This window comes from Bacillus cereus group sp. N8 (assembly GCF_016483685.1).
GTDB classification, from domain to species: domain Bacteria; phylum Bacillota; class Bacilli; order Bacillales; family Bacillaceae_G; genus Bacillus_A; species Bacillus_A proteolyticus.
Genome location: NZ_JAEHBK010000001.1, coordinates 519518 through 537024 on the forward strand (window position 1 = coordinate 519518; position 17507 = coordinate 537024).

Sequence of the window (17507 nt, forward strand, 5' to 3'; positions counted from 1 at the left end):
ATCACCAATAATTATAGATGTATAGAAAAATTTCATTTTCAAGGTGAGTATGTTTAATAGTTATATTTTAAATACTGCAAAGAGGAAGACAATTCCATTGAAATGGATAAATGGTGTATAATGCAGAGTGGCTATAGTGAAGAATAAAAGGTTCTTTTAAAGGTAGCATAATGGAAAAAGAAAGAATACTGAATGAGGTGCAAAAATGGAATATCAATATCCACTTGATTACGATTGGTCAAATGAAGAAATGGTAGCAGTTGTAAAGTTTTATGAAGCGATTGAAAAGGTATATGAAAAAGGAGTTTTGAGAGAAGACTTGATGGAATTATATCGTCGTTTTAAAGAGATTGTACCATCGAAGGCAGCGGAGAAAAAAATTGATAAAGAATTTCAAGAAGTAAGTGGATATTCTATATATCGTGCGATTCAAAAGGCAAAAGAAGTAGCGGAAAAAAAGATTGTAAAAATGTAAAAATATTTTGAAAAATAAAATACAAAGTGCTATAATGTGATAACAACTAAAAACGGACAATATAAATTGTCCGTTTTCTACTATCGATTTATCGATTAGAAATTGCATATAAAGGAAGGAGTGATTGCATCGTAGATTCAATCTTAGCAAGGAATTGTTCGTTGGTCATTGCTGAAAACTCCTCTGGTGATATATGAATACCGATTAATAATTCTGCTTTTTTCACAGTAGCTAAACGTTCAATCATCTTTTGTAAGTCTTCCGTTTCAAGCGTTTTATGTAATTTTACACCTGGTTTAGTATGGTCAATGGACCATACGAAGTCATTTGGAATATTCGTTTTTAAATCATTTAAATGTTCTAAGAAGGCGTGAGCCGTCTCCACTTTTTGCGGACACTCATAGATTAAACCAAAGTATATGAAAGCGTGAGTACCCCATAAACCAATTTGAAAATGTGGTAACATTTTATATCCACGTTTATTTGTTGAAAAAGCAACCCAAGTATCATTTGGTGGATTGACTTTGCGGCGTGCGTGTTTGGCTACATGGTAGAAAAAGTTTTCATCGGTTTGTTTTGATAAGTATTCTGCAAACTGTTCCCCTAAAGCTTCTAGCTTAGGATGAATATTCGTTTTAATTGCGCTCATTCGTTCTTCAAGACCATCAACAGTAAAAACTTCAAAATCAGTTGATGTGAATGTTTGTAGTGGCATGATTGTTCCTCCAACTCCTATTTTGTTTTATTTTAGCATAGCTTGTACTATTCATAAAAAAAACAGCACAAAAAAATTTTAATAAAAAAATATAATTTTGTTGCATAGATGATTTATCCAACATAGTATAGTATAAAACAAAAAATCAGAAAATTGAATCAATTCTAGTCCGAGGGCAAACGAATATTGGGAGGAGGCAAATAATATGAGACAGGTGATTAATGCGTTAAAGAGAACAGATGCTGAAAAAAGAATTCCGGTGCTACGTTTGGAGCTAGATTATGAATTAGCAACTTTATATGATGCAATGATGGAGAATGACAAACAGAAAAAAGAAGAGTGTGTAGAAAAATTAGAAGTGTTAAGACTTGAAATGATTCGTTTAGAAGCGTAATAATAGTATATGAATAAAAAATTAGTTGGTGCGAACCTTATAAAGGGTTCGTTTTTTCTGTGAACAGTATAGATCGGAGTGTTTAAACATGCACGAGATATGGAAAGATATTGATACACACGCAAAACAGTGGATTCGAGAAGCGGGAGAACGTTTAATGGGATCGCTGAAAAAAGCACTTATTATAGAAACAAAATCTAATGCAGCGGATTTAGTAACAAACATGGATCGAGAAACGGAGCGGTTTTTAATTGGGAGAATTAAAGAAACATTCCCGTCCCATAATATTTTAGGAGAAGAAGGCTATGGAGATGAAATCACTTCTTCTAATGGGGTTGTTTGGTTAATTGATCCAATTGACGGCACGATGAACTTTGTTCACCAAAAAAGAAATTTCGCAATTTCAATTGGAATTTATGAGAACGGTATCGGAAAAATTGGCCTTATTTATGATCCAGTTCATGATGAATTATATCATGGGATAAAGGGAGAAGGGGCCTTTTGTAATGATTTACCTATTCCCATGCTAGAAGAAGGAACAATAGAACAGGGAATTATAGCTCTAAATGCGATATGGCTTACTGATAATCCATTGCTGAATACGAAAAAAATGATGAGGCTTGTTAAGAAAGCGAGAGGAACGAGGTCTTATGGTTGTGCTGCGCTAGAAATGGTATATGTTGCAACGGGAAGATTAGATGCGTATGTAACACCGCGTTTATCGCCATGGGACTTTGGCGGGGGACAGATTATCGTAGAAGAAGTTGGCGGGAGAGTAACAACCTTCTCTGGAACTCCTCTTTCTATCATAGAGAAGAGCAGTGTGTTAGTTGCAAAACCAGGAGTATATGAAGAGTTATTACCATTTGTATCGCAGTAACAAAAAAAGTAAGAGGCTATAAAAGAAGCTTCTTACTTTTTAACGTTATTGCGATTTACGCATTTTTCTTTTTGTTACAAAACCGTATCCAACTGTAACAAATGTGCCGATAATGCAAATGATAACACCGATGGGACTATTTTCAGCAATCATAATACCGATACCAATTAAGAAAATAACACCGATAATTGCAGTTAATAAAAAGCGATATTGAATGTGTTCCATTTCTTCACCCTCCAATCTCATTTTACTTTCACAAAAGTAAGAATACAACTATATTTTCATTCTTGATTTTATTTTGATTGCCATAGTATCCCCTTCGCTCTTATAATAGAGAAGGATTAAAAAGACATTAGGAGTTGGACATGTTGAAAAAACGACAAGATTTACGAAATATAGCAATTATTGCCCACGTTGACCATGGTAAAACAACACTTGTTGACCAGTTATTACGTCAAGCGGGGACTTTCCGTGCAAACGAACACGTTGAAGAACGTGCAATGGATTCGAATGATCTAGAAAGAGAACGCGGTATTACAATTTTAGCAAAAAATACGGCGATTCACTATGAAGATAAACGAATTAACATTTTAGATACACCTGGTCACGCTGACTTCGGTGGAGAAGTAGAACGTATCATGAAAATGGTTGATGGTGTTCTACTTGTTGTTGATGCATATGAAGGTTGTATGCCACAAACACGATTTGTTTTAAAGAAAGCTCTTGAGCAAAACTTAACGCCAATCGTTGTTGTAAACAAAATTGACCGTGACTTCGCTCGCCCTGATGAAGTAGTTGATGAAGTAGTTGACTTATTCATCGAACTTGGTGCAAACGAAGATCAATTAGAGTTCCCGGTTGTATTTGCATCAGCAATGAACGGAACAGCAAGCTTAGATTCAAATCCAGCAAATCAAGAAGAGAATATGAAATCATTGTTTGACACAATCATTGAACATATTCCAGCACCAGTTGATAACAGCGAAGAGCCACTTCAATTCCAAGTAGCGCTTCTTGATTACAATGACTATGTTGGTCGTATCGGGGTTGGACGTATATTCCGTGGTACAATGAAAGTAGGACAACAAGTTGCATTAATGAAGGTTGACGGAAGTGTAAAACAATTCCGTGTAACTAAATTATTTGGTTATATTGGATTAAAACGTCAAGAAATTGAAGAAGCAAAAGCTGGAGATTTAGTAGCTGTTTCAGGTATGGAAGACATTAACGTAGGTGAAACGGTATGTCCGGTTGAGCATGAAGAGGCTTTACCATTATTACGTATCGATGAGCCAACATTACAAATGACATTCCTTGTAAATAACAGCCCATTTGCAGGTCGTGAAGGTAAATTCATTACATCTCGTAAAATTGAAGAGCGTCTTCGTTCACAATTAGAAACAGATGTAAGTTTGCGTGTAGATAATACAGATTCTCCTGATGCATGGATCGTATCTGGACGCGGAGAATTACATTTATCTATCTTAATTGAAAACATGCGTCGTGAAGGTTATGAACTACAAGTATCTAAGCCTGAAGTAATTATTAAAGAAGTTGATGGCGTAAGATGTGAGCCTGTAGAGCGCGTGCAAATCGATGTGCCTGAAGAATATACTGGTTCTATTATGGAATCAATGGGTGCTCGTAAAGGTGAAATGTTAGATATGGTGAATAACGGAAACGGTCAAGTTCGCCTTACTTTCATGGTTCCAGCACGTGGTTTAATTGGTTACACAACAGAATTCTTAACATTAACTCGTGGTTACGGTATTTTAAACCATACATTCGATTGCTACCAACCAGTACATGCTGGACAAGTTGGTGGACGTCGCCAAGGTGTTCTAGTTTCACTTGAAACAGGAAAAGCATCACAATACGGTATTATGCAAGTTGAAGATCGCGGTGTAATCTTCGTTGAACCAGGTACAGAAGTATATGCTGGTATGATTGTCGGAGAACATACACGTGAAAATGATTTAACAGTTAACGTTGTAAAAATGAAGCAACAAACTAACATTCGTTCTGCGACGAAAGATCAAACTTCAACAATGAAAAAACCACGCTTAATGACTTTAGAAGAGTCATTAGAGTACTTAAACGAAGACGAGTACTGTGAAGTAACTCCAGAATCAATTCGTCTACGTAAAAAGATTCTTGATAAGAGCGAGCGCGAAAGAGCTGCTAAGAAAAAGAAATCTGTAGAAGCGTAAAATAATAGAACAGCTACCTTTAATAAAGGTAGCTGTTTTTTTATCGTGTGTATTTTTTAGAATATTTACTCTTTTTTTGTGGACAGTATTTTTTTCGCGGGTTACTCTTGTATTAAGTACATAAAGTGATTTTATTTTTTTATGAGAAGGGGGATAAATAGTGTTAGAAAGAATGTCGTTTTTTGCGAAATTGTGTAAAGTTGACGAAAATCCAGAACTAGGGATGTGGTTACTGTATGGCATCATTATTATATTAAGTGCGCTTGTGTATAACTTGGGATTCGCAAGAAAACTGTCGATAATAAAAAATATAGTGATATATATATCATTAGCGATTGGATGTACGGTTTTAACGTTCTTTGCAGTTTTTTTACCTGTGGGGGAGGGGCTTGTTGTAGCGGCAATTGTACTTGGAATTTATAGATTACGTTTACGTCAAGTGAAACAACAAAAAGCAGGGTGAAAAGGGGGAGCTTCATGCGCTCGGTACAAGATGCACTATATAATTGGTTAACAATTAAAACTGTTGCGGAAGCGCGTCCAGATGATAGCGCTGCACAAGAAACGTATGTATTATTTCGAAATATGATATATGAAGAGCATAAATTACGAAATGTAGAAGTGGAAAAGAACGAGGAAATGTATTTAATTACATATGAAATTGATGGAGAAATAAGGTGTGCAAGATTTCCAGTAGAAGCGATTGATTGTTTTTTGGATCAGATGAATCGTGAACCAGAAAAATACAAATAAGTCCTTATCTATATGATTAAGGACTTATTTACGGTTTACCAATCGTCTTCTACTTTTTTATCACGATATAATCGGAAATTACCACTTGCATGGCGTTCCATAGTACGCTCTGCAATGCGTTCCGTACATTCCATGCACATATATGTATGAATAGGGCGATTACGCAATTTTTTTGCCATAGGATTTTCGTCATCTAACATATCTTTTTTATCACAAATCATACATCTGACTCTCATTTCGTCACCTCAATACGAATTCTATCAGTATAAGTATATCATGGAAGTATAATGTTTTTGAATAATAGCGGGAAAAAATAATATTTTCGCAATTCGAAAAATAAGTTATGATAGGGATATAGAAAGATTATTTGGAGGTGGAGATATGGCGAATGTAGTAGAGCCTACATTGACAGATGATTTAGTACAATCGTTACGTAAAGAGTGTATCGTTATGGTAGCAACGACAGATTTCGAAAAACAAATTCCTAACGTAAGTGCTATTTCTTGGGTATATGCAGTGAGTGAAACTAGTATTCGATTTGCGGTAGATCAACGCTCACGTATTGTGGAAAATATACGGCGCAATATAGGGGTAGTATTGACTATAATGGCGAATGAATCCGTATTTTCCATATGTGGTGAAGGTAACATTTTAACAGATAGAATGGAAGGGATTCCTCTAAAATTAGCTGTAATAGAAGTGAATGTGCAAGAAGTTCGTGATGTTATGTTTTATGGAGCAAAACTTGCTACAGAACCAGTATATGAAAAAACATATGATCTTCGAGCTGCGAAAAAGCTGGATAATCAAGTGTTGGTAGGAATGAAAGAATTATAAATGGGATGAATAGGAAAGTCGTTCATTAACTTTTGTAATCGAGTATTGTGATTTAATGTGAAAAATAATAATTAAAAGTAATATATTGAATAGAAATGAATAAAAAATAAAGAAAAGGTTTAATTTCTATGAATTTCGATTCTACCTCGTTTATACGTTACATATAATTATAACAATGGTTCGTCCATATTTTATGGATGAAACCCTTGTTCTACAAATTTAAAAGTGGAGTCAGGGGGTAACAGGTTGGATAAAATTTATGTGTTAGATACGAATGTACTTTTGCAGGATCCTTTATCTATTTTTTCATTTGAAACAAATGAAGTAGTGATTCCAGCAGTTGTATTAGAAGAGGTTGACTCGAAAAAACGTTATATGGATGAAGTAGGACGAAATGCTCGTTATGTGTCTAAGTTAATAGACAAATTTCGTGAAATAGGAAAGCTGCATGAAAGTATTTCGCTAGAAAATGGTGGTACATTTCGTATTGAATTAAATCATCGCTCATTTGTTCAACTACAAGATATTTTTGTAGAAAAAACAAATGATAATCGAATTTTAGCTGTAGCGAAAAACCTATCTTTAGAAGAGCAAGAAAAAGAGGACGGGAAATCAGTTATTTTAGTAAGTAAAGATGTACTCGTAAGGGTAAAAGCTGATGCAATCGGATTACAGGCCGAAGATTATTTAAGTGATCGAGTAATTGAAGTGGAAAATATATATTCAGGATTTTTAGAAGGGTATATATCAAAAGAACAGTTAGACTATTTTTATGAAAAAGGTGAGCTACCTTTATCTGAAATCGCAAATCATCCTTTTTATCCAAATCAGTTTGTTGTAATGAAAGATGCACTAGGGGGCTCTAGTTCTGCACTTGGGATTGTGGATCATTTAGGTAAGAAGGTAAAGAAACTTATTTTTCACAATGAGCAAGTGTGGGGGATACGCCCACGAAACGTGCAGCAAATTATGGGATTAGAATTGTTGCTTCGGGAAGATATTCCGCTAGTAACGTTGACCGGGAAAGCTGGTACAGGAAAAACATTACTTGCATTAGCCTCGGGGCTCATGCAAACGGAAGATTTAGGATTATATAAAAAACTACTGGTTGCGAGACCAATCGTACCAGTAGGAAAAGATATCGGTTATTTGCCAGGAGAAAAAGAAGAAAAATTAAGACCGTGGATGCAGCCGATTTTTGATAATCTAGAGTATTTATTTAATACGAAAAAACCTGGAGAGCTAGATGCAATTTTAGCTGGAATGGGTTCGATTGAAGTAGAAGCGCTTACCTATATACGTGGGAGAAGTATTCCAGACCAGTTCATTATAATTGATGAGGCACAAAATTTAACGAAGCATGAAGTAAAGACGATATTAACAAGGGTAGGAGAAAAAAGTAAGATTGTATTAATGGGAGATCCTCAGCAAATTGATCACCCGTATTTAGATGAATATAATAATGGTTTAACATATGTTGTAGAGAAGTTTAAAGAGCAACGTATTAGTGGTCATGTAAAGTTTGTTAAAGGAGAGCGTTCTAATTTAGCTCAACTAGCAGCGGATTTATTATAAAAAGGAGTGAGCTTCAGCTCACTCCTTTTTTGTCTTTTAATTATACAATTTAAATGATTGTGAATTTACGGATGTTACGAATCGGATTTTGTTTATTAGATCCATCGTGGAAATATAGATGAACAGGTCCGTCTTCTCTTAATGGTTTACCTTCTTTTGAAAAACCGAGAATTGCTTGATTGGCTGTTTCTAACGGGAGTGTAATCGAATTGTCTGTGGTTTCAATTTCGACTTGAGTAGCACCTTCTAAAATTTCAGCATTTTTAAGAAATGGCTGAAGTGGTATACCAAATGTTCCGTTAATAAGCTGTTCTTTTTTATATTTCTTTACGCTTTGTTGGATTGGCGGGAAGGCAGCGCCATCACGGATTTCGCGATCCCAATGCTCTGAAGTATGTTTTAAGTATGTTTCTAATTCGGATGATTCTTCTCTAGTTTCATCAAAGTAAGTTGTCAAATCTAATTTTCGATCATCAAAAATCCAAACAGTTGGATCGATAGTGATTGGAAAACGTACTTTTCCATTAATAAATAAAATTTCGCTCATTGTTGTTCCCCCATTTGTGTTATACTCCCACTTTTCAGTATAATAGTATTAGACACTGTTGTCACAAAAAATGTTTCTATTGCAATTTATTAAAACTATCGCTAATATTAATAGATAGGTGAGAGTAGGACGGAAACGGAGGGAATCAATTTGGCGTCTGAGACAGTATCAAATCATCAGGAAAAGGCACTAGCCCTTCTACAAGCGGATGCGGAGAAAATCTTAAGACTTATTAAGGTGCAAATGGACAATCTTACAATGCCGCAATGTCCATTATATGAAGAAGTGTTAGACACACAAATGTTTGGATTATCCCGCGAGGTCGATTTTGCAGTTCGCCTTGGTCTTATTGCAGAAGAACAAGGGAAAGCAATGTTAGGAGAGCTCGAACGTGAGTTATCTGCACTTCATGAAGCATTTACAAACAAACAACAATAACGGGTTCAAATAGGGGGGCTCAAACTGAAATAGTTTGGGCTTTTTATTTGTATAATAAAGCAGGAAGAACCTATATACATATGGAATACAACAATAATTAAATTGAAACAGAAAGAGGAAATGAAATGAAAAAAGTATGGAAATCAATGGATTATTCATTGTTACTTCCTCTTGTTATCTTATGTGTGCTGGGAGTTATAATGGTATATAGTTCTAGTTCCATTGTTGCGATTTCGAGGCATAACTGGCCAGCAAATTACTTTTTTAAAAAACAATTAATTGCTCTAGCTATTGGAACGATAATGTTAGCGATTATCGTTTCTATTCCTTATAAGTTGTGGAGAAAGCGAATAGCTTTGATTGCAATGGGAATAGGGAGTATTGGTCTATTATTAGCAGCCTTGATTTTCGGTAAGGACGTAAATGGTGCAAAAGGATGGATATTAGGTATACAACCAGCTGAGTTTGTGAAAATAACGGTTATTATTACGTTAGCAAACTTTTTTGCTAAGAAACAAGAAACGCAAACAGCTTTTGTACAAGGGATAATTCCTCCTCTAGCTGTTGTCGGTGGAGCGATGGGGTTAATTTTACTTCAAAATGATTTAGGGACTGATATACTAATAGGGGGAACTGTACTGATTATGTTCTTTTGCTCGGGAATTAATGTTAATTTAAGTATAAAGCGATTCCTCTTAACGTCTATAATATGGATTCCAGCGCTATATTTTATTGGGAATTATATGTTAAGTCCGTACCAAAAAGCTCGCTTTTCAGTTTTTCTTGATCCATTTAACGATCCTCAGAATGATGGGTTCCAATTAATAAATTCTTTTATTGGAATTGCTTCAGGAGGGCTAAATGGTCGAGGATTAGGAAATAGTGTACAAAAATATGGATACTTACCAGAACCGCAAACAGATTTTATTATGGCAATTATATCTGAAGAGCTTGGTTTTATAGGTATAGCTGTCATTTTAATCTGTTTACTACTCATTATTATTCGTTCATTTAGAATTGCACAAAAGTGTAAAGATCCGTTTGGAAGTTTAATTGCAATTGGAATTGCAAGTTTGTTTGGAGTTCAAACTTTTATTAATGTCGGTGGTATGTCTGGGTTAATACCACTTACAGGGGTACCATTACCGTTTGTAAGTTATGGTGGTAGTTCTTTATTAGCTAATCTGCTTGCAATGGGTATACTGTTAAATATTGCTAGTCATGTAAAGCGACAAGAGAAACAACAAAACGAAATGACTAAAGAAAGAGAACAAGGTGGACCGCATCTTGTTGTTGTAAAATAAAAAGCACACTGGGATGAAGAACTCAGTGTGCTTTTTATTTCGTCCACTTTAATGTGATATACTATTTTGTTATATTGATTAAAAATATATCACATTAAAATTAATGTGATATACAATAAGGTTGTTAGAAAAGGAAGAGGTATGCTATACTGTTTTTGTGAAACAAATTGATCAGAAAACTTATCATTTGTTGAAAAATAAGGTATGATGGATAAAAATAAAGTGAAGCTTTCTAAGTATAATATAATGTGGAAAGTGAAGAACTTCACGCTCTTTAGAGTGTGTATGTATTTTATCTCTAGAGTGGTAGGAAAATAGAGGGGGAAAATCATGACAAAGCTGCAACGTATTCAAAAAGTATTGGTAGCTAACCGTGGAGAGATAGCAATTCGTGTGTTCCGAGCATGTTCAGAACTTGGATTAAACACAGTTGCAATTTATTCGAAAGAGGATAGCGGTTCTTATCATCGCTATAAAGCCGATGAGTCCTATTTAGTTGGGGAAGGGAAAAAACCAATTGATGCTTATCTAGATATTGAAGGCATTATTGAGATTGCGAAAAGTAATCATGTAGATGCAATCCACCCTGGATATGGTTTCTTGTCAGAAAATATTCAATTCGCAAAACGTTGTGAAGAAGAAGGAATTATCTTTATTGGTCCAAAAAGTAAGCATTTAGATATGTTTGGAGATAAAGTTAAAGCAAGAACGCAAGCGCAGTTAGCACAAATTCCAGTTATTCCTGGTAGTGATGGTCCAGTAAATTCATTAGAAGAAGTCGCAGAATTTGCTGAAAAGTATGATTACCCGATTATTATTAAAGCGTCCCTTGGTGGTGGCGGTCGAGGTATGCGTATAGTACGAGCTAGTGAAGAATTAAGAGAATCGTATAATCGCGCGAAATCAGAAGCAAAAGCGGCCTTTGGTAATGATGAAGTATACGTTGAAAAATTCGTTGAAAAACCTAAACATATAGAAGTACAAATTTTAGCAGATGAAGAAGGCAATGTTGTTCACTTATTCGAACGTGACTGTTCGGTGCAACGTCGCCATCAAAAAGTTGTCGAAATCGCACCGAGTGTATCGCTTTCAGATGATTTGCGTCAACGTATTTGTGATGCTGCTGTTAAGTTAACGAAAAATGTAAACTATTTAAACGCAGGAACGGTAGAATTCCTTGTAAAAGGTGATGAGTTTTACTTCATTGAAGTAAACCCACGTGTTCAAGTTGAACATACAATTACAGAAATGATCACAGGAGTGGATATCGTTCAATCACAAATATTAATAGCTGATGGACATGCATTACATAGTAAAATGGTAGGTGTTCCTAAGCAAGAGGAAGTGGTTGTGCATGGATTTGCAATCCAATCTCGTGTAACGACTGAAGACCCACTAAATAATTTCATGCCGGATACAGGGAAAATTATGGCGTACCGATCAGGCGGTGGTTTTGGTGTTCGTCTTGATACAGGTAATAGTTTCCAAGGTGCAGTTATTACACCGTACTACGATTCTTTACTTGTAAAAGTTACTACTTGGGCACTTACTTTTGAACAAGCCGCTGCAAAAATGGAACGTAACTTAAAAGAATTCCGTATTCGTGGTATTAAAACCAATATTCCATTCCTAGAGAATGTAGTAAAACATAAAAACTTCTTATCAGGGGAATATGACACTTCATTTATTGACGCTTCACCTGAACTATTCTTGTTCCCGAAACGTAAAGACCGCGGAACAAAAATGTTAAATTATATTGGTACAGTAACAGTAAATGGCTTCCCAGGAGTAGGGAAAAAAGAGAAACCAATTTTCCCAGATGCTCGTATACCAAATGTGATACACTCAGAGCCAATCCAAAATGGAACGAAACAAATTTTGGATGAGCGTGGGGCGGATGGATTAGTAAAGTGGGTACAAGATCAAAAGCGTGTACTTTTAACTGATACAACATTCCGTGATGCACATCAGTCATTACTTGCAACTCGTGTTCGTACAAAAGATTTACATCACATTGCAGAGCCGACAGCGAGAATGTTACCAAACTTATTCTCAGCGGAAATGTGGGGTGGTGCAACGTTTGATGTTGCATATCGTTTCTTGAAAGAAGATCCATGGGAACGATTACTAGATCTTCGTGAAAAAATGCCAAACGTTTTATTCCAAATGTTACTTCGCTCTTCAAACGCAGTAGGTTACAAAAACTATCCAGATAATTTAATTCAAAAATTTGTGGAGTGTTCTGCTCAAGCTGGAATTGATGTCTTCCGTATTTTTGATAGCTTAAACTGGGTAGAAGGTATGAGAGTTGCGATTGATGCTGTACGAGATACTGGTAAAATTGCAGAAGCGACAATGTGTTACACAGGAGATATTCATGATCCGTTACGTAGTAAATATGATTTAAATTACTATAAAAACTTAGCAAAAGAGTTAGAAGCATCAGGAGCTCACATTTTAGGAATTAAAGATATGGCGGGCTTACTAAAACCAAATGCAGCATATGATCTAGTTTCAGCATTAAAAGAGACGGTATCGATTCCGATTCACCTGCACACACACGATACGAGCGGAAATGGTATTTTAACGTATACGAAGGCAATTGAAGCAGGTGTTGACATTGTCGATGTAGCAGTAAGTTCTATGGCTGGTCAAACGTCACAACCAAGTGCGAACACGCTATACTATGCGTTAGGCGGAAACGAAAGACAGCCAGACGTTAATATAGATTCATTAGAAAAACTATCTCATTACTGGGAAGATGTACGTAAATACTACGCGCCGTTTGAAAGTGGTATGAATGCACCTCACACAGAGGTATATATGCACGAAATGCCAGGCGGACAGTATAGTAATTTACAACAACAAGCGAAAGCGGTTGGTTTAGGAGATCGCTTTGATGAAGTTAAAGTGATGTATCGCCGTGTTAATGATATGTTTGGTGATATTGTAAAAGTAACACCATCATCTAAAGTTGTCGGTGATATGGCATTATTTATGGTTCAAAATCACTTAACAGAACAAGATATTTTAGAGCGTGGACATTCTATGGACTTCCCAGGATCTGTTGTTGAAATGTTCTCGGGAGATTTAGGACAACCATATGGTGGTTTCCCGAAAAAATTACAAGAAATAATTTTAAAAGGGAAAGAGCCATTAACAGTAAGACCAGGTGAATTATTAGAGCCAGTAGATTTCGATGCTTTACAAGAAGAGTTATTCCATAAACTTGGACGCGAAGTGACGATTTTTGATGTAGTCGCATATGCGTTGTATCCCAAAGTATTTATGGACTATGAAAAAGTTGCTGAGCTTTATGGAAACGTATCTGTGCTTGATACACCGACATTCTTCTATGGAATGAGACTAGGTGAAGAAATCGATGTGGAAATCGAACAAGGTAAAACATTGATGGTTAAACTAGTATCAATCGGGGAGCCTCAGCCAGATGGAAACCGTGTACTTTACTTGGAGTTTAACGGTCAACCACGTGAGATTGTTGTGAAAGACGAAAGTGTAAAAGCAACAGTTGCACAACGTGTGAAAGGGAATCGTGAAAATCCAAACCATATTAGTGCAACAATGCCAGGAACAGTTATTAAAGTAGTTGTAAAAGAAGGCGATGAAGTGAAAAAAGGCGAGTCTATGGCAATTACAGAAGCGATGAAAATGGAAACGACAGTTCAAGCGCCGTTCAATGGTAAAGTGAAGAAGGTATATGTTAATGATGGTGATGCAATTCAAACGGGTGACTTACTCATTGAGTTAGATCACTAAAATAAAGAAAAGAGCTGTGTGAAAGCAGCTCTTTTTTTAGTATAAATAATCCCTTGCCGAATTGGCAAGGGATTAAAGTTTTACTTTGTTTTATTTTGCTTAGAATTCAATTCAGCTTCTTTTGCATTGACCGTACTTCTTGTACCTAACATAACTAAATAGCACAGTACAGCAAACAAGCAAGAAATGAAGAGAGAATGTAATAATGCCATTGATAAACTAGCATTTGTAAATACGACTAAAACTCCCACTACAGCTTGAAGTGTAACAAGGATAAATGAAATAATCCATCCCCAGTATACTACACGTTGCTGTTTGTAATGGCGAATAGCGATAATCATCGCATATAGTATCCAAGCGAAAATTAACATCGCTGCAACTCTATGTCCCATTTGAACCCACTCATGTAGTTGAGTTGGCATAGGTCTATTTTTGCTACATAAAGGGAAGTCTGGACAGGCTAAGCTCGCTCGTTCGTGACGTACTAGAGCTCCTGTGTAGACAACGATATAACTGTAAATTGTTACACCGTAAATATGAAATTTCATTTTTTTGTCCATAATAAGAGAACGTGCATCGAATTTTTGATCAATTTCAAAAATAAGACACGTTAACAAGATAACAGAAGCAAATGAAATTAAGGAAATACCAAAGTGAATAGCTAATACAGCAGGCATTTGTCCCCAAACAACTGCCGCCGCTCCCATTAATGCTTGGGCTACTAAAAATACGAAGGATAAAATTGCTAACGTCTTTGTTTCGCGCACATGTTTATAATATTTCCAGGACAAAATACAAAGAAGAGTAACAAGGATTCCTGCTGATCCTGATGTAAGGCGGTGACTTAGCTCAATAATAGTTTCCATTGATAAATTAGATGGAATCAATTCACCGTTACAAAGTGGCCATGATTTACCGCATCCTTGGCCAGACCCTGTTTTTGTAACTAAAGCGCCTCCTAGTAAAACTATTAGTAAATCGAGACTTGTAATGACTGCTAACCATTTAATAAAGCGTTGCAATCTCTTTCACCATCTTTCTGCTATGAAGTTATTGCGAAATATTTTCATTCCATTATGTATAGAATAAAACGTGCTACAGTCCTATGATATATAAAAAATAATAAAATAGCAAAGAAATGAAGGGTGAGGGCAATGTACGTATCGCGAAGAAAAAAATGGGAATTAACATACATATTTTAGGTGAAAATAAGGCGATTTTAAAAAGAAATAGGGAGAATATATGCTAAATATGACAAAATAGTTTATTATAGAAGATAACATCGTGTTATGATAAGGATAGAGTAGAATAAAGTTTTTTAATGTTCGACACAAAAAGTTCATGTTTTCTTCACAAAAAGTTCGGGAAATATGATTTAATATATTGGAGTATGGGCGTAGATTAGTAGTAGAATGGGTTAACAATATTTCTACTGTAATAATATTGCTATATAAAGCGAAATATTTCATATGAAATAAAAGCTAAGAAAGATGATAGGTTTAAGAGGGGGTTAAAGTGATGAACCATGCAACAAGTGAGCTGCATGATGAGTCAGCTGTTTCAAGTGTACCGGAAACAACTCGGTTACAAGATTTATCAGCACTCGTTAAAATGGGGATTGTAAACTCAAATACACTTACTGTATTTACAGGATTTTGGCTGGCTTTACATTTTAATGGATTAAGTGTTATGGACCATCTAGATAAGCTGTTTTTCACAATCGTTGGTTCTGCATTAATTATGGCAGGGGTATGTTGTTTAAATAACTACATTGACCGAGATATCGATCCATTAATGGAAAGAACAAAAAACCGTCCAACGGTAACAGGTAAATATAAACCTGGATTTGCACTGGCGTTTGGACTTGTAATTTTACTACTTGGATTTGCATTTTTATTACTTACTACACCAATGGCAGTATTCATCTCATTTATTGGTGCCTTCACATACGTTGTTTTATATACGTTATGGACGAAGAGAAAATATACATTAAATACTGTTGTAGGTAGTATATCAGGAGCAGTTCCACCTTTAATTGGATGGGCGGCAATTGATCCGTCTTTAAATCATCCAATTGCTTGGATGTTATTTTTAATTATGTTTATTTGGCAAATCCCACATTTCCTCGCATTAGCGATGAAACGTGTTGATGAATATCGAAATGCAGGAATCCCAATGCTTCCTGTTGTACAGGGATTTGATATTACGAAACGTCAGATTATGATTTGGACAGTATGTTTATTACCACTACCATTTTATATGAGTGGGCTTGGAATAACATTCATGGTAATTGCAACATTGCTTAACATCGGATGGATCGTACTAGGGTTTTATGGCTTCCGTAAGCAAGATGACATCAAATGGTCCGTAAAAATGTTTGTTTATTCCCTGAATTACTTAACAATCTTATTTGTGTCAATGATTGTAGTTACATTCTTCTAAGACAACGACATGATTGGATTTCTTTACGTTGAGATTTACTTTACTTAACTATAAAGTACAATCTAATTCACAAAGAAAGTGGGGGTTGTTTGTATGAAGAAACAGTGGCGACTGCTTTCGTTCGTTTCACTGCTGGCTTTACTGTTAGGGGGATGCGGTAAAGCCTTTCAATCTACTTTAATTCCGCAAGGAGAAGTAGCAAAAATGCAATATGATTTGCTCTTACTAGCGAGTGCAATCATGATAGGAGTAGTACTTGTAGTTACTATTATTTTCTTATATGTAATTGTGCGTTTCCGACAAAAAAAGGGTGAGGAAGATTATATTCCAGAGCAAGTTGAAGGAAATCACAAACTAGAAATTATATGGACAGTTATTCCGATTATTCTTTTGTTAATCTTGGCTGTTCCGACTGTTACATATACATTCAAGCTTGCTGATGTAAGTGCGATGGAGAAAAAGAATATTGATAAAGATACTATCGTTGTTGATGTAACAGCGAATCTTTATTGGTGGGAATTTTCTTATAAATCAGAAAAAATAGTAACTTCTCAAGATTTAGTCATCCCCACAGGTAAGAAAGTGTATTTGAATTTGAAGGGTGCCGATATTAAACATTCGTTTTGGGTTCCATCTTTAGCTGGGAAAATGGATACAAATACAGATAATGTAAACAAAATGTGGTTAAAGGCAGATAAATCGGGCACTTATAATGGTTTTTGTACAGAATTTTGTGGCCCATCACATTCTTTAATGCAATTCAAAGTGAAAGCTCTGGATGAAAGCGAGTACAAAAAATGGCTTGCTGATATGAAGAAGATTGATGGAAAAAAAGATGTAGCTTCTACAAAGGCGCAAGAGGGTCAAGAAATATTTAATAAAAGCTGTATTGGTTGTCATGCGGTTGGATCAAATGATAGTAGACCACCTTCTGCTCGTATCGCACCGAACCTAGCAAACTTTGCAGATCGCGATACAGTTGCTGGTATTGCCGAAAACAATGAAGAGAACTTAAAAAAATGGCTCAAAGATCCTGAAAGTATGAAGCCAGGTAATAAAATGACTGGTAAATATGGCAACTTAACGGATGATCAAATTAATGCATTAAATGCATATTTACAAACGTTAAAGATTGAAAAGTAAAGAGGGATCATTTGCGA

The 17507-nt window shown here is 35.6% G+C and carries 18 protein-coding genes; 13 read left to right on the top strand and 5 right to left on the bottom strand.

Features of this window, described 5'->3' with window-relative positions; all coding sequences use genetic code 11:
- Positions 1 to 205 precede the first annotated feature (205 nt).
- Entirely contained in the window at positions 206 to 475 is a 270-nt protein-coding gene (locus tag JDS80_RS02840; RefSeq protein ID WP_071746874.1) for a UPF0223 family protein, read from the top strand.
- An 88-nt stretch (positions 476 to 563) separates the two neighbouring features.
- Here the strand turns inward: JDS80_RS02840 and JDS80_RS02845 are convergent, their stop codons facing one another.
- Positions 564 to 1190 (bottom strand): YktB family protein, encoded by a 627-nt coding sequence (locus JDS80_RS02845; protein ID WP_199637033.1) that lies wholly within the window; start codon positions 1188 to 1190, stop codon positions 564 to 566.
- 205 nt (positions 1191 to 1395) lie between these two features.
- On the opposite strand from JDS80_RS02845, the gene JDS80_RS02850 reads away from it, so the two are divergent.
- Together JDS80_RS02850 and JDS80_RS02855 are read left to right on the top strand one after the other, a co-directional pair.
- Positions 1396 to 1584, top strand: coding sequence for a hypothetical protein (locus JDS80_RS02850; RefSeq protein WP_001250167.1), 189 nt, complete (start codon positions 1396 to 1398; stop codon positions 1582 to 1584).
- Positions 1585 to 1672: 88 nt separating this feature from the next.
- Positions 1673 to 2464: an inositol monophosphatase family protein gene (locus JDS80_RS02855; protein ID WP_098888642.1), complete on the top strand. Its 792-nt coding sequence runs from the start codon at positions 1673 to 1675 to the stop codon at positions 2462 to 2464.
- Positions 2465 to 2509: 45 nt separating this feature from the next.
- On the opposite strand, the gene JDS80_RS02860 is transcribed toward JDS80_RS02855, so the two are convergent.
- Positions 2510 to 2689, bottom strand: a complete 180-nt coding sequence (locus JDS80_RS02860) for a DUF5325 family protein (RefSeq protein WP_071746871.1) — start codon at positions 2687 to 2689, stop codon at positions 2510 to 2512.
- A gap of 140 nt (positions 2690 to 2829) precedes the next feature.
- Here JDS80_RS02860 and typA point away from each other — a divergent pair, with 140 nt between their 5' ends.
- The 3 genes from typA (at position 2830) to JDS80_RS02875 (ending at position 5427) form a co-directional block, all read left to right on the top strand.
- Positions 2830 to 4674, top strand: coding sequence for a translational GTPase TypA (gene typA, locus JDS80_RS02865; protein WP_071746870.1), 1845 nt, complete (start codon positions 2830 to 2832; stop codon positions 4672 to 4674).
- Between the two features lie 160 nt (positions 4675 to 4834).
- Positions 4835 to 5137, top strand: a complete 303-nt coding sequence (locus tag JDS80_RS02870; RefSeq protein WP_071746869.1) for a YlaH-like family protein — start codon at positions 4835 to 4837, stop codon at positions 5135 to 5137.
- Positions 5138 to 5151: 14 nt separating this feature from the next.
- The gene (locus tag JDS80_RS02875; protein WP_002033723.1) at positions 5152 to 5427 is read left to right on the top strand and encodes a hypothetical protein; all 276 of its coding nucleotides are present in this window, start codon (positions 5152 to 5154) and stop codon (positions 5425 to 5427) included.
- A 35-nt stretch (positions 5428 to 5462) separates the two neighbouring features.
- Here the strand turns inward: JDS80_RS02875 and JDS80_RS02880 are convergent, their stop codons facing one another.
- Entirely contained in the window at positions 5463 to 5663 is a 201-nt protein-coding gene (locus tag JDS80_RS02880) for a YlaI family protein (protein ID WP_002094429.1), read from the bottom strand.
- 145 nt (positions 5664 to 5808) lie between these two features.
- Between JDS80_RS02880 and JDS80_RS02885 the strand changes: the two genes are divergently transcribed.
- Together JDS80_RS02885 and JDS80_RS02890 are read left to right on the top strand one after the other, a co-directional pair.
- Positions 5809 to 6264, top strand: a complete 456-nt coding sequence (locus JDS80_RS02885; RefSeq protein ID WP_071746868.1) for a PNPOx family protein — start codon at positions 5809 to 5811, stop codon at positions 6262 to 6264.
- A 246-nt stretch (positions 6265 to 6510) separates the two neighbouring features.
- Positions 6511 to 7839, top strand: a complete 1329-nt coding sequence (locus JDS80_RS02890; RefSeq protein WP_071746867.1) for a PhoH family protein — start codon at positions 6511 to 6513, stop codon at positions 7837 to 7839.
- Positions 7840 to 7888: 49 nt separating this feature from the next.
- Here JDS80_RS02890 and JDS80_RS02895 read toward each other — a convergent pair whose 3' ends face one another.
- A complete protein-coding gene (locus tag JDS80_RS02895) occupies positions 7889 to 8386 on the bottom strand; it encodes a hypothetical protein (protein ID WP_071746866.1) in 498 nt (165 codons plus the stop codon).
- Between the two features lie 150 nt (positions 8387 to 8536).
- On the opposite strand from JDS80_RS02895, the gene JDS80_RS02900 reads away from it, so the two are divergent.
- The 3 genes from JDS80_RS02900 to pyc all read left to right on the top strand — a co-directional run bounded on the left by JDS80_RS02900 (position 8537) and on the right by pyc (position 13905).
- The gene (locus JDS80_RS02900) at positions 8537 to 8824 is read left to right on the top strand and encodes an Fpa/YlaN family protein (RefSeq protein ID WP_000135698.1); all 288 of its coding nucleotides are present in this window, start codon (positions 8537 to 8539) and stop codon (positions 8822 to 8824) included.
- A gap of 125 nt (positions 8825 to 8949) precedes the next feature.
- Positions 8950 to 10128 (top strand): putative lipid II flippase FtsW, encoded by a 1179-nt coding sequence (gene ftsW, locus JDS80_RS02905; protein ID WP_071746865.1) that lies wholly within the window; start codon positions 8950 to 8952, stop codon positions 10126 to 10128.
- Between the two features lie 330 nt (positions 10129 to 10458).
- Positions 10459 to 13905: a pyruvate carboxylase gene (gene pyc, locus JDS80_RS02910; protein ID WP_071746864.1), complete on the top strand. Its 3447-nt coding sequence runs from the start codon at positions 10459 to 10461 to the stop codon at positions 13903 to 13905.
- 80 nt (positions 13906 to 13985) lie between these two features.
- Here the strand turns inward: pyc and ctaA are convergent, their stop codons facing one another.
- Complete coding sequence (gene ctaA / locus JDS80_RS02915; RefSeq protein ID WP_071746863.1) at positions 13986 to 14927, bottom strand: heme A synthase; 942 nt, start codon at positions 14925 to 14927, stop codon at positions 13986 to 13988.
- Positions 14928 to 15423: 496 nt separating this feature from the next.
- On the opposite strand from ctaA, the gene ctaB reads away from it, so the two are divergent.
- Together ctaB and coxB are read left to right on the top strand one after the other, a co-directional pair.
- Positions 15424 to 16347, top strand: coding sequence for a protoheme IX farnesyltransferase (gene ctaB / locus JDS80_RS02920; protein ID WP_071746862.1), 924 nt, complete (start codon positions 15424 to 15426; stop codon positions 16345 to 16347).
- Positions 16348 to 16440: 93 nt separating this feature from the next.
- A complete protein-coding gene (gene coxB, locus JDS80_RS02925; RefSeq protein WP_199637035.1) occupies positions 16441 to 17490 on the top strand; it encodes a cytochrome c oxidase subunit II in 1050 nt (349 codons plus the stop codon).
- Positions 17491 to 17507: the final 17 nt, after the last annotated feature.

Coding starts and splice junctions, on each gene's coding strand:
- JDS80_RS02860 (WP_071746871.1), bottom strand. CDS start 2,689: ATGGAACACATTCAATATCGCTTTTTATTAACTGCAATTATCGGTGTT.
- JDS80_RS02855 (WP_098888642.1), top strand. CDS start 1,673: ATGCACGAGATATGGAAAGATATTGATACACACGCAAAACAGTGGATT.
- coxB (WP_199637035.1), top strand. CDS start 16,441: ATGAAGAAACAGTGGCGACTGCTTTCGTTCGTTTCACTGCTGGCTTTA.
- JDS80_RS02885 (WP_071746868.1), top strand. CDS start 5,809: ATGGCGAATGTAGTAGAGCCTACATTGACAGATGATTTAGTACAATCG.
- JDS80_RS02845 (WP_199637033.1), bottom strand. CDS start 1,190: ATGCCACTACAAACATTCACATCAACTGATTTTGAAGTTTTTACTGTT.
- ftsW (WP_071746865.1), top strand. CDS start 8,950: ATGAAAAAAGTATGGAAATCAATGGATTATTCATTGTTACTTCCTCTT.
- pyc (WP_071746864.1), top strand. CDS start 10,459: ATGACAAAGCTGCAACGTATTCAAAAAGTATTGGTAGCTAACCGTGGA.
- JDS80_RS02895 (WP_071746866.1), bottom strand. CDS start 8,386: ATGAGCGAAATTTTATTTATTAATGGAAAAGTACGTTTTCCAATCACT.
- ctaB (WP_071746862.1), top strand. CDS start 15,424: ATGAACCATGCAACAAGTGAGCTGCATGATGAGTCAGCTGTTTCAAGT.
- typA (WP_071746870.1), top strand. CDS start 2,830: ATGTTGAAAAAACGACAAGATTTACGAAATATAGCAATTATTGCCCAC.
- JDS80_RS02850 (WP_001250167.1), top strand. CDS start 1,396: ATGAGACAGGTGATTAATGCGTTAAAGAGAACAGATGCTGAAAAAAGA.
- JDS80_RS02875 (WP_002033723.1), top strand. CDS start 5,152: ATGCGCTCGGTACAAGATGCACTATATAATTGGTTAACAATTAAAACT.
- JDS80_RS02880 (WP_002094429.1), bottom strand. CDS start 5,663: ATGAGAGTCAGATGTATGATTTGTGATAAAAAAGATATGTTAGATGAC.
- JDS80_RS02840 (WP_071746874.1), top strand. CDS start 206: ATGGAATATCAATATCCACTTGATTACGATTGGTCAAATGAAGAAATG.